The sequence below is a fragment of the Streptomyces sp. NPDC053513 genome (assembly GCF_044544765.1).
Classification (GTDB): domain Bacteria; phylum Actinomycetota; class Actinomycetes; order Streptomycetales; family Streptomycetaceae; genus Streptomyces; species Streptomyces litmocidini.
On sequence record NZ_JBITXP010000011.1, the window covers coordinates 231813 to 243551 of the forward strand.

General features: G+C 75.9%; 9 protein-coding genes. 5 read left to right on the top strand and 4 right to left on the bottom strand.

Going from position 1 to position 11739, the window contains the following annotated elements; all coding sequences use genetic code 11:
• Positions 1–127 precede the first annotated feature (127 nt).
• The 5 genes from ACIGW4_RS21425 (at position 128) to ACIGW4_RS21445 (ending at position 7314) form a co-directional block, all read left to right on the top strand.
• Positions 128–421, top strand: a complete 294-nt coding sequence (locus ACIGW4_RS21425; protein WP_123455676.1) for a DUF503 domain-containing protein — start codon at positions 128–130, stop codon at positions 419–421.
• Positions 422–451: 30 nt separating this feature from the next.
• Entirely contained in the window at positions 452–892 is a 441-nt protein-coding gene (rbfA, locus tag ACIGW4_RS21430) for a 30S ribosome-binding factor RbfA (protein ID WP_123455677.1), read from the top strand.
• On the top strand, positions 889–1788 hold the full coding sequence (truB, locus tag ACIGW4_RS21435) for a tRNA pseudouridine(55) synthase TruB (RefSeq protein WP_398713364.1): 900 nt from the start codon (positions 889–891) through the stop codon (positions 1786–1788). Before rbfA ends, truB begins: the two co-directional genes overlap by 4 nt.
• 442 nt (positions 1789–2230) lie before the next feature.
• Positions 2231–6322 carry a trypsin-like peptidase domain-containing protein gene (locus tag ACIGW4_RS21440; RefSeq protein ID WP_399582307.1) on the top strand — a complete coding sequence of 1364 codons (4092 nt, stop codon included), beginning with the start codon at positions 2231–2233 and terminating at the stop codon, positions 6320–6322.
• 38 nt (positions 6323–6360) lie between these two features.
• Complete coding sequence (locus ACIGW4_RS21445) at positions 6361–7314, top strand: bifunctional riboflavin kinase/FAD synthetase (protein ID WP_123455680.1); 954 nt, start codon at positions 6361–6363, stop codon at positions 7312–7314.
• A gap of 462 nt (positions 7315–7776) precedes the next feature.
• On the opposite strand, the gene ACIGW4_RS21450 is transcribed toward ACIGW4_RS21445, so the two are convergent.
• The 4 genes from ACIGW4_RS21450 to ACIGW4_RS21465 are packed head-to-tail and all read right to left on the bottom strand — an operon-like array spanning position 7777 to position 11727.
• Complete coding sequence (locus tag ACIGW4_RS21450; protein ID WP_399582321.1) at positions 7777–8898, bottom strand: ABC transporter ATP-binding protein; 1122 nt, start codon at positions 8896–8898, stop codon at positions 7777–7779.
• Complete coding sequence (locus tag ACIGW4_RS21455) at positions 8817–9782, bottom strand: ABC transporter ATP-binding protein (protein ID WP_123455682.1); 966 nt, start codon at positions 9780–9782, stop codon at positions 8817–8819. The genes ACIGW4_RS21450 and ACIGW4_RS21455 overlap by 82 nt, the downstream gene beginning before the upstream one ends.
• Entirely contained in the window at positions 9779–10663 is an 885-nt protein-coding gene (locus tag ACIGW4_RS21460; RefSeq protein WP_359592392.1) for an ABC transporter permease, read from the bottom strand. Before ACIGW4_RS21460 ends, ACIGW4_RS21455 begins: the two co-directional genes overlap by 4 nt.
• The gene (locus ACIGW4_RS21465; RefSeq protein ID WP_399582322.1) at positions 10660–11727 is read right to left on the bottom strand and encodes an ABC transporter permease; all 1068 of its coding nucleotides are present in this window, start codon (positions 11725–11727) and stop codon (positions 10660–10662) included. The genes ACIGW4_RS21460 and ACIGW4_RS21465 overlap by 4 nt, the downstream gene beginning before the upstream one ends.
• Positions 11728–11739 lie beyond the last annotated feature (12 nt).

The following is an 11739-nucleotide window of genomic DNA, read 5'->3' on the forward strand; positions in this document are numbered from 1 at the left end:
CGGGGCCGGTCGGCGGAAGATATTTCCGTCGATCGGCCCCGGCCGTTGCGTGTACGGTTCTGGTGTCCCTGCCGAGCGACGGCCCGGCAGGCCACCGAACCCGAACCGGCGGGACATCCGGCACCACATGTACGTGGGGACTCTGTCCTTCGACCTGCTCCTCGGCGACGTTCATTCGTTGAAGGAGAAACGCTCCGTCGTCCGGCCCATCGTCGCCGAGCTCCAACGCAAGTTCTCCGTGAGCGCGGCCGAGGTGGGCGACCAGGACCTCCATCGCAGGGCCCGACTGGGCGTCGCGCTGGTGTCCGGGGACTCGCGGTTCGTATCGGACGTGCTCGACCGCTGTGAGCGGCTCGTCGCCGCGCGTCCGGAGGTGGAACTCCTTTCGGTGCGCCGAAGGCTCCACACTGATGAAGACTGATCTGAGCAAGGCAAAGAAGGAGAAGGACCAGTGGCCGACAACGCGCGGGCGAAGAAGCTGGCGGACCTCATCCGGGAGGTGGTCGCCGAGAAGCTGCAGCGCGGCATCAAGGACCCCCGCCTGGGCACGCACGTGACCATCACGGACACCCGCGTCACCGGCGACCTGCGGGAGGCAACGGTCTTCTACACGGTCTACGGCGACGACGAGGACCGGGCGAGCGCGGCGGCCGGCCTGGAGAGCGCCAAGGGCATCCTCCGTTCGGCCGTGGGCCGGGCGGCGGGGACCAAGTTCACCCCGACCCTGACCTTCGTGGCCGACGCCCTCCCGGAGAACGCGCGGACGATCGAGGACCTCCTCGACAAGGCGCGGGCCTCGGACGCCCAGGTGCGCCAGGCCTCCTCGGGCGCGACCTTCGCGGGCGACGCCGACCCCTACAAGAAGCCGGGCGAGGACGAAGCCGCCGAATGAGCACCTCGGGAAAGACGCCCGACGGGCTTGTCATCGTCGACAAGCCGTCGGGCTTCACTTCGCACGACGTCGTGGCCAAGATGCGCGGGATCGCCAAGACCCGTCGCGTCGGCCACGCCGGCACGCTCGACCCCATGGCCACGGGCGTCCTCGTCCTCGGCGTGGAGCGGGCCACCAAGCTCCTCGGTCACCTCGCGCTGACCGAGAAGGAGTACCTGGGCACCATCCGCCTGGGCCAGACGACGATCACCGACGACGCCGAGGGCGAGATCACGGCGTCGGTCGACGCTTCGAAGGTCACCCGGGAGCAGATCGACGCGGGCGTCGCCGAACTGACCGGCGCCATCATGCAGGTGCCGTCGAAGGTCTCCGCGATCAAGATCGACGGCAAGCGGTCGTACGCGCGCGTGCGCGGCGGCGAGGAGTTCGAGATCCCGGCCCGCCCGGTCACCGTCTCCTCCTTCCGGGTGTACGACGTCCGCGACGACACCGCCGAGGACGGCACGCCCGTCATCGACCTGGTCGTCTCGGTGGTCTGCTCCTCCGGTACGTACATCCGGGCGCTCGCCCGGGACCTCGGCGCCGGACTCGGCGTCGGCGGCCACCTGACCGCGCTGCGGCGCACCCGGGTCGGCCCGTACAAGCTGGACTCGGCCCGGACCCTGGACCAGCTCCAGGAGGAGCTGACGGTCATGCCGGTCGCCGACGCGGCCGCGGCGGCGTTCCCGCGCTGGGAGGTCGACGAGAAGCGGGCCAGGCTGCTGCTCAACGGCGTCCGACTGGAGATGCCGGAGTATCCGAAGGGGCCCGTCGCGGTCTTCGGGCCCGAGGGGGAGCTGCTCGCGCTCGTCGAGGAGCAGCGGGGCAAGGCCAAGAGCCTCGCCGTCTTCGGCTGAGTCCTTCCGGGCGCTCGTCGCCCAGGCCTTCCGGGACCTCGTCGCCGAGGCCTTCCGGGAGCCCATCGTGGGGGGGGGCCGCGCGCGGGGCCCCCCCCCCCCATTTACCCCCGAGGGTTCCCCCGGGCGTGGGGGTTGCCGGGGGGCCCCGCCAATAAACCCCACGGGGGGGGGCGCGGGGGGGCCCGGGGGGGGGCGCGCCCCCCCCGCGGGGGGGGGCCCCCGGGGCCGGGGGCGGGCGCCGCCCCCGGGGGGGGGGGCCCCCGGGCGCCCCCCCCCCCCACGACTTTCCCCCCTTCGTTTCCCCCGGGAAGTGTCTGTCCCGTGGAGCCGCCGAAATTCACCCCATCGGGGAGGCGCTCGGTGCGAACGGGGGAGCGTCGGGGGGCGCGTTTCCCGGCGGACGCCTTCGGACGATCACCGGCCGCCTACCGTCGACACCATGGGAAGCGGGGACCTGGCGACGCTGGTACGGATCTGCGATCCGGCGGGCCGGCCACGCGGCACCGGTTTCCTCGCCGACCACCACGGGACGGTCGTCACCAGCCACGAGGCCGTCGACGGACTCAGCCGCGTCGTCCTGTACGCCCCCGGCGACCGGACCTGCCTCGCCGAGGCCGAGGCCGTCACCCCCCTGCCCGAGAGCGGCCTCGCGCTCGTACGGACCGAGGGGCTCGGCGGCCGCCCGCTGCCCCTCGCGACCCGGCCCGAGATCGAGCCCGGCACCTATGTGCGGATCGCCGCCCAGGGCTGGCGCGAGGCCCGCGTCCTCGGCCCCGCCGCCGTCACGTACACCGCCACCGACCGCTTCCACGCCCTCGCCGACGCCCTCGAACTCGCCATCGGCACCGAGGGCGCCGAAGCGCTCCGCCGCGGCGGACAGGCCGCCGGCGGACCCGTCCTCGACACCGTCACCGGCACCGTCCTCGCCGTCCTCGGCACCGCCCTGCACGGCCACCGCCGGGCCGCCGGATACGCGGTGCCGCTCCGGCCCGCCGGTCCCCTCACCGCCCTGCTCCGGCGCAACGCGGCCACCGTCCCCGCCTACGGACCCGACCTCAACCTCGCCGCGGTCCTGGAACTCACCGCCACCACCACCGGGCCCGCGCCGGACCCCGACCCCTGGCCCGAGCCCGTCGAACGGCCCGAGTGCGCCCGTGAGTTCGCCCGCTTCACGGCTGGCGACGCCCCCGTCCTCGCCCTCGTCGGCGCCCCCGGCACCGGCCGCACCACCGCCCTCGCCGCGCTCTGCGCCCGCCGTGCCCGGGGCGTCGCCCCCGCCCCCACCGTCCGGCTGCGCGGGGCCGACCTGCGCGCCGAGGACCGCTCGCTCGCCGACGCCGTCGGCCGCGCCCTCCACCAGGCCGGCCGGATCGTCGCCGCGTCCGGGGCGCTCGGCGACACCACGACCGCCACCCCGGAGCGGGCCGCCGCCCTCGCCCGGGACGCGGGCCGCCCGCTCCTCGTCGTCCTCGACGGCCCCGAGGAGATGCCCCCGCTCCTGGCCCACCGGCTCGCCGACTGGACGACGGCCACGGAACGCTGGCTCCGCACCCACGGGGCCCGTCTGATCACCGCCTGCCGCCCGGAACACTGGGAACAGGCGGGCACGCTCTACACCCCGGGCGCCCTGCACCGACCGACGGCGGACCCCGGCGGCCCGCCCGGACCGGCGGCGGACGCGGGCACCCCGCACCGGCTCGCGACGGCCCCGGCCGGACGGCCCGACGGCCCGGACCCGGCCGCGACCACACCCGCGACCGGGACCGCCGGCGCAATGCCCCCGGCCGTGTTCCTCGGGCCGTACTCCGAGACGGAGGCCCGAGCCGTACGCGAGGGGTACGGGATCGGGGAGGCGGACCTCGCCGCGGCGGACGCCCGGCACCCGCTCGCCCTGCGGCTGCTCGCCGAGGTGCGGGCGGCGCTGCCGGGAGAGGTGCCGGGGAGGCCCGCACGCGAGGAGATCTTCACCGCCCACCTGGACCTGAAGTGCCTGCGGGCCGCCGTCAGGATCGCCGCGGGCTCCCGGCCGCCGCTCCGCGGGACGGCCGTCCGCAGGCTCGCCGCGCGTGTCACCGGCCGGGTGCACGAGGCGGCCCGCCGATGCCTCGGGCCCGGGCACGGAGTCCTGGACCGGGCCTCCTTCGAGGAGCTGTTCCCCTGGCGGGAGGGCTGGGCCCCGGCCGTCCTCACCGAGGGCCTGCTCGTCCCCGCGGGCTCCGGCTACCGCTTCGCCCACGAAGAACTCGCCGACTGGCTCCAGGCCGCCCACCTGGACCTGGACCCGGCCCTGCACACCCTGGTCCACCGCCACCACGAGGCCCCGCCCCCGGGGCCCGCGACGACTCCGGAGGAAGGCCCCGAGCCCGGCGCACCGACCGGACCGGCCGCGTCCGGTGCGCCCGCCGGGCGCAGTCGGCCCGACGGGCGAGGGGCACGCGGCGGACCTGCGGGGCCCGCCGCGCCCGGCAGCCCCGCCGGGCCGGGTGCGTCCGGCGGGCTGGGTGCCCTTGCCGGGCCTGGTGTCCCCGCCGCGCCCGGCTCCCTCGCCGGACCCGGGGCCCACGCCGAGCCGGCCGCCCAAGGCGCCTCCGGCGGAGGCGCCGGGCTCTCCGCGCCCGCGGTGCCCGCGGGGCCGGGCACTCCTGGCGCTTTCGGTAGGACCGGGCCGCCCGGCGTTCCCGGCGCGCCCGTCGGGCCAGGTCCCGGTGCGGGGACCCGCGTGCCCGCCGCGCCGGACGTCCCTGCCCGGCCTGCCACCCCTGCCCGGCCTGCCACCCCCGGCGGCACCTCGGGGGCCCGGCGGCCCGGCGCGCCCGTATCGCCCGCCGCGCCCGACAGGGCTGTGGGGGCCGACTCCGCCGGCGGGGCCTCCCCCGTCGGAGGTTCCCGGCACCGGGAAGCGGTCGGTGAGGCGCTACCCGTTCCCCGGCATCGGATCGGGCCCGTGTTGCAGGCGCTGTTGCTGCTGCACCGGGAGCGGGGGCCCGCCGGGCTCGGGCCGCGGCTCGCCGCGCTCGCCGAGGCGCTCGGGCGGTTCGCCCGGGACGGGCGGGCCGGGCGGGCCGGGGACGGGGCCTGGTGGGCCGCGCGGCTCCTCGGGGAGAGCGTGCGGCGCCTGCCGGACCCACGGCCGTACCTGCCCGTCCTGCGGCTGCTCGCCGACCTGATCGGGGCCCGCCCGGACCGGCACCCGGTCTTCGCCCCCTTCGGGACCTCCTTCTGGCTGGCGCTGCCGCTCGGCGAGGACGAGCGCATCGATCTGCTGCGCCGGCTCGTCCCCTCCGACCCGCCGGCCGGAGACCGCAGCCTCGACGCCGTCGCCGCGCTGCTGACCGCCGACCCCCGGGGCGTCCAGCCGCTCCTCTGCCGCTGGTTCGTCGACGACCGCCCCGCCGTCGCCGCCTCCGCCCAGGCCCTCCTCCACGCCCACCGCGGGCTCGCCGTCGACGACCTCTGCGAGGCGCTCGTCGCCACCGCCCACCCCCTCGCCGACGGCCTCCTCGCCGCCCTCGCCGAGGACGAGCCCTCCGCGCTCTGCCGGGCCGTCGACCGCTGGGCCCACGACGACGGGCGCCCGGAACGGCGCGTCGCGGCCGCCGCGTACGGACACCTGGCCGCCGCGCACGTCACCACCTCCGCCGACCGTGAACTCCTCCGCTACGCCGCCCTCGCCCTGCTCGCCCGCCCCGGCGACCAGGCCCTGCACGGCGCGGCCCTCGGCCTCCTCGTCCGCGACCCGCACAGCCGCTCCCGCCACCTGCCCCGTGCCCTCGCCGAGCCCCGGGTGCCCGCGGCCGCCCTCGCCGAAGCCCTCGCGACCCACCCCGAGGAGGTCCTCGCCGCCTTCCGGACCCGGCTGCAGGGCACCGGCGAGGCACCGGCCGCCGTCCTGCGGGCCCTCGCGGAGATCGACACGCCCGCCCTCGCCCGCCGGATCGCCGTCCTCGTCCGCGACTACGCCGCCCACCGCCCCGACGGCGCCCCCCTCGTCGCCGCCTTCGTCGACCGCCGCCTCGAGGACGGCCCGGTCGCCAGAGCGGTCCTCTTCCCGCTGGTCACGGGCCTCATCCGGGGCCGTCCCGCGTCGCTGCGGCGCGCCCTGGCCCCCGTCCTCGCCGCCCCCGGCACCGGCGCCTCCCGGCATCTGCGGACCGAGCTGCTCGACGTACTCCTGGAACACGAGCGGTACGAGGCCGAGGCCGGGGAGCTCGGCGTCCTGGAGGCGCTCCTGAGGGCCGCCGCGGAGGGCGCGGAGCTGCGCACCGTCCCGCGCACCCGGGAGCTCGCCCACCGGGTCGGCGCGCTGTGCGTCCGTACCCCCGAAGGCGCCTGGCGGATCGACCGGGCCCTGGCCGGAGCCGTCCGCGACCTGCCCGTCTTCGCCGCGCTCCTCGCCGCCTGGACGGTCGAGGCCCCCGCGGACTGGGCCCCGCTGCTCGGACCGGAGACCGTCAGGGCGCTGCGGAACCCCGGCAGTGCCATGCCGATGCGTACCGACGGCCGTGGACATGGCAGTCTTAGACCTGCGTAAGGCGAACAGGGCGAACAGGCGGACGAGGAGCGGTCACAGTGCAGCGCTGGCGTGGCTTGGAGGACATCCCCCAGGACTGGGGACGCAGCGTCGTCACCATCGGCTCCTACGACGGGGTGCACCGAGGACACCAGCTGATCATCGGGCGTGCCGTCGAGCGCGCCCGGGAGCTGGGCATCCCCTCCGTCGTCGTCACCTTCGACCCGCACCCCTCCGAGGTCGTGCGGCCCGGCAGCCACCCGCCGCTGCTCGCCCCGCACCACCGGCGCGCGGAACTGATCGCGGAGCTCGGCGTGGACGCGGTGCTGGTGCTGCCGTTCACCGCCGAGTTCTCCCAGCTGTCCCCGGCCGACTTCATCGTCAAGGTGCTCGTCGACAAGCTGCACGCGAAGGCCGTCATCGAGGGCCCCAACTTCCGCTTCGGGCACCGGGCCGCGGGCAACGTCGCCTTCCTGACCGAGCTCGGCGCCACGTACGACTACGAGGTCGAGGTCATCGACCTGTACGTCAGCGGGGCCGCCGGCGGCGGCGAGCCCTTCTCCTCCACCCTCACCCGCCGCCTCGTCGCCGAGGGCGACATGGCCGGGGCCGCCGAGATCCTCGGGCGCCCGCACCGGGTCGAGGGCGTCGTCGTCCGCGGCGCGCAGCGCGGCCGCGAGCTCGGCTTCCCGACGGCCAACGTCGAGACCCTGCCACACACGGCGATCCCGGCGGACGGCGTCTACGCGGGCTGGCTGACGGCGGCGGGGGAGCGGATGCCGGCGGCGATCTCGGTCGGTACGAACCCGCAGTTCGACGGCACGGAGCGGACGGTCGAGGCGTACGCGATCGACCGCGAGGGGCTCGACCTGTACGGGCTGCACGTGGCCGTGGACTTCCTGGCGTACGTGCGGGGCATGCTCAAGTTCGACACGCTGGACGATCTGCTGCAGGCGATGGCGGGGGACGTGAAGCGGTGCCGCGAACTGACGGAGGAATACGACCAGGCCTGACCCCGCCCCGGGCCCACCCCCGCTGAAGGACCACGCCACCCCTGCGAACCGCCGCCCACCGTGTGGGCCCGTGCCCTTCGGGGCGGTGCCCCTGCCCGCGCGGGCCGCGGCCCTGCGGGGCGTTGCCCCCCCGCCCGTGTGGGCCGCGCCCTGGTGGGCGGCCCCCTGCCCGTGTGGGCAATCGTCCCGCTGGGGCGGGACGGGTGGGCACACGGGACGGCGCCCTTCAGCGGCGCCTCCGCGTTCCGCGCCTGGACCCGCACCCCGTGTGCGGCGCACCTGGGGTGCGGGTCCAGGCACATGAGCCTCGGGTGCCGGCAGGGCGCGGGTCCGTTGTGCCCACCCGTTCCGCCCCAGCGGAACGACTGCCCACAACGGGGTGGGCACCGCCCCGGCGGACGTGCGCCCACAACGGGGCGCGGGGGCGCCGCCCAGGTGCAGTGGAGGCCACAACGGTGGCGTTCAGTTCGGGGTCGTCCAGTGGCACGCCACCCCCCGCCCCCCGCCACCCCCCAGCACCGGCAGCTCCTCCCCCCGGCAGCGGTCCGCCACCGGCCCCGCCTCGCCCGAGGCGAGGAGCTGGCAGCGGGCGTGGAAGCGGCAGCCGGACGGGATGCGGGAGGGGTCCGGCGGCTCGCCGGTGAGGATCACGGGCGCGCCCTCCGACTCCGGGAGGACGGACAACAGGGCCCGGGTGTAGGGGTGTCGGGGGTCCGTCAGGACGGACTCCACCGGCCCCGTCTCCACCACCCGGCCCAGGTACATCACCGCCACCCGGTCCGCGATGTTCCACGCGAGGCCCAGGTCGTGCGTCACCACGAGCGCGGACAGGCCCAGTTCGTCGCGGAGCCGCAGCAGCAGCGCCAGGATCTCGCCCCGGACGGACGCGTCCAGGGAGGCCACCGGCTCGTCGGCGACGATCAGTTCGGGCTCCAGGACGAGCGCGCCCGCGATGACCACGCGTTGCCGCTGCCCGCCGGACAGCTCGTGCGGGTAGCGGAGGAAGAAGCGTTCGGGGGGCCGGAGCCCGGCCCGGGACAGGGCCTCGGCGACGGCCGCCCGTTCGTCCCCTTCGTAGCCGTGGATCCGCAGTCCCTCCGCCACCGCGTCGTACACGGTGTGCCGGGGGTTCAGCGAACCGCTCGGATCCTGGAGGACCAGTTGTGCCCGCCTCCGGTAGGCCCTGAGCGCCCCGGAGGAGTAGGCGAGCGGCCGGCCGTCGAAGGTGACCGACCCCGCCGTGGGCCGGACCAGGCCGAGCAGGGAGCGGGCGAGCGTCGTCTTGCCGCAGCCGGACTCGCCGACCAGGGCCACGATCTCGCCGGCGCCGATGTCGAGGTCCACGCCGTCCACCGCGCGCGCGGGCGGCGCGCCCCGCCGCCCCGGGAAGGTGACGTGCAGTCCGCGCGCCGCCAGGAGAGGGCGTGCGGGGGCCTCGGTGCCCACGGCGTGTCCCCCACGCGCCTCGCCGCCCACGTCGTGTCCCCCACGCGCCTCGCCGTTCATGACGTGCTCCCCACGTGTACGCAGGCGGCCCGGCGCCCCGCGCCCGCCTCCCGCAGTTCCTGGTCGTGCTCCGCGCAGGCGTCCACCGCCACCGGGCAGCGCGGATGGAAGGTGCAGCCGCCGGGCAGGTCGGACGGGTCCGGCGGGTCGCCCGGCAGGCCGCGCGGCGCCCGCCGGGACGCGAGGTCGCCGATGCGGGGGAACGCCGAGGACAGCGCCCGCCCGTAGGGGTGCGCGGCCGCCTCGTACACCGCCCGCGCGGGCCCCTCCTCGACGACCCGGCCCGCGTACATCACGGCGAGCCGGTCGCAGGTGTCGGCGAGGACCGCCAGGTCGTGGCTGATCATCAGGAGGCTGATGGACTGCTCGGCGACGAGCCGCTCGATCAGCCGCAGGATCTGCGCCTGGATCATCACGTCGAGCGCGGTCGTCGGCTCGTCGGCGACGATCAGCCGGGGGTCGCAGGCGAGCGCCATCGCGATCATCACGCGCTGCCGCTGCCCGCCGGACAGCTCGTGCGGGTAGGCGGAGGCCCGGGCGGCCGGGAGCCCGACGTGTTCGAGCAGTTCGCCGACCCGGGTGCGGGCCGCCGCCGGGGTCGCCCGGCCGTGCACGAGCAGCGGCTCGGCGATCTGGTCCCCGATCCGGTGCACCGCGTTCAGCGAGTGCATCGCGCCCTGGAAGACGATCGACGCGCCCGCCCAGCGCACGGCCCGCAGCCGCCCCCAGGACATGGCGAGGACGTCGTCGCCGTCGAGCAGGATCTGGCCCTCGATCCGCGCCGAGGCCGGAAGGAGTCGGAGCAGCGCGAGCGCGAGCGTGGACTTGCCGCAGCCCGACTCGCCGGCGACGCCCAGCTTGGTGCCCGGTTCCAGGGTCAGGTCGACCCCGCGCACGGCGGGCACGGCGGTCGCGCCGGAGCCGTACGTCACCCGCAGGTCCCGCACCTCCAGGAGGCTCATCGGCCCACTCCCAGCTTCGGGTTCAGCACGGATTCCACGGCCCGGCCGCACAGCGTGAACGCGAGCGCGACCAGGGCGATCGCGATCCCGGGCGGGGCCAGGTACCACCAGTGCCCGGAGGAGACGGCGCCGGCCTCCCGGGCGTCCTGGAGCATCCCGCCCCACGACACCACCGTCGGGTCGCCGAGGCCGAGGAAGGCGAGGGTCGCCTCGGTGAGGATGGCCGTCGAGATGCCGAGGGTGGTCTGCGCGAGCACCAGCGGCATCACGTTCGGCAGCACGTGCCGGGTCATGACGTGCCGGTGGCCGCCGCCGAGCGCGGTCGCCCGCTCGATGTACGGGCGGGACTCCACCGCGATCGTCTGCGCCCGCACCAGACGGGCGGTGGTGGGCCAGGAGGTCACGCCGATCGCCAGGACCACCGTCCACATCGACCGGGACATGACGGTGGCGAGGACGATCGCGAGCACCAGCGTCGGCATGACCAGGAACCAGTCGGTGATCCGCATGACGACGGTCGAGAACCAGCCGCCGTAGTGTCCGGCGATGATGCCCACCAGGGTTCCGATGGCGACCGAGAGGGCCGCCGCGAGCAGGCCGACGAGCAGCGAGATCCGGGCGCCCCAGATCAGCAGCCCGAGCAGCGAGCGCCCGAACTGGTCGGTGCCGAGCGGGAACTCGGCGCTCGGCGGCTCCAGGGCCGTGCCCGGCGCCTCCGTCACCGACTGGACGTCGGAGCCGACGGTCCACGGGGCGGTGAGCGCGAGCAGGGCGATCAGGGCGAGTCCCACGAGGCCGTAGAGCCCGGCGCGGTGGGTCCGGTACGACGTCCAGAAGCGCGCGACCGAACCCTTGCGGCGCTCCCATGCGAGAGAGGTCATCGGCCCACCCGGGGGTCGAGCAGCGGATAGAGCAGGTCGGCGATCAGGTTCATCAGGATCATCGCTCCGGCGAAGACCACGAACAGGCCCTGCACCAGCGGCAGATCGGGCACGCTCAGCGCCTGGTAGAAGAGGCCGCCGAGACCGGGCCAGGAGAACACCGTCTCCACCAGGATCGAACCGGCCGCCACGTGGCCCAGGTTGATGAAGATCATCGTCACGGTCGGCAGGAGCGCGTTCGGCACGGCGTGCCGGCGGCGCACGGCGTCGTCCCGCAGTCCCTTCGCCCGCGCCGTCGTCAGGTAGTCGCCGCCCATCTCGTCGAGCAGCGAGGAGCGCATCACGAGCAGGGTCTGCGCGTAGCCGACGGCGACGAGCGTGACCACGGGCAGGACCAGGTGGTGGGCGACGTCCAGGACGTACGCGAAACCGGTCTCGCCCGTGCCCGACTCCATGCCGCCGGTCGGGAAGAGCCCGGGGATCGGACCCATGCCCACCGAGAAGACGATGATGAGGAGCAGCCCGAGCCAGAAGGACGGCACCGACCACAGGGTCAGCGCGATCCCGGTGTTCAGCTTGTCGCCGAGGCCGCCGTGCCGCCAGGCCGAGCGGGTGCCCAGCCACAGGCCGAGCGCCGAGTAGATCACCACGGCGACCCCGGTGAGCAGCAGCGTCGCGGGGAGCTTCTCCGCGATGAGGTCCTCGACGGGGGCGCGGAACTGGAACGAGGTGCCGAGGTCGCCGCTCAGCGCCTTGGCGCAGTAGTCGGTGAACTGCTGCCACAGCGGCACGTCGAGCCCGAACTGGCGGCGCAGCGTGGCGAGTTGCTCGGCCGAGGTGGGGACGCCGTGGGTCATCGCCTTCACCGGGTCACCGGGGATGATCCGGAAGAGGAAGAAGCTGGTGACCAGGACGGCGAAGAGCGAGACGAGCGCGCCGCCCAGCTTCCCCGCCGCGTGGCGGAGGTAGCCGAGGGAGGAACCGGTGCGGGGTGCGCCGTCCGTGGCGCGGGGCGTCTCGGCCCGCGCCCCCGCGGCGGGGGGGCGTGCCCGCGGCCCGGACAACCCGCGGGGGGC

Bases quoted from the DNA above. Each gene is read 5' to 3' on its own strand.
- truB (WP_398713364.1), top strand. From the start codon at position 889: ATGAGCACCTCGGGAAAGACGCCCGACGGGCTTGTCATCGTCGACAAG.
- ACIGW4_RS21440 (WP_399582307.1), top strand. From the start codon at position 2,231: ATGGGAAGCGGGGACCTGGCGACGCTGGTACGGATCTGCGATCCGGCG.
- ACIGW4_RS21425 (WP_123455676.1), top strand. From the start codon at position 128: ATGTACGTGGGGACTCTGTCCTTCGACCTGCTCCTCGGCGACGTTCAT.
- ACIGW4_RS21455 (WP_123455682.1), bottom strand. From the start codon at position 9,782: ATGAGCCTCCTGGAGGTGCGGGACCTGCGGGTGACGTACGGCTCCGGC.
- ACIGW4_RS21460 (WP_359592392.1), bottom strand. From the start codon at position 10,663: ATGACCTCTCTCGCATGGGAGCGCCGCAAGGGTTCGGTCGCGCGCTTC.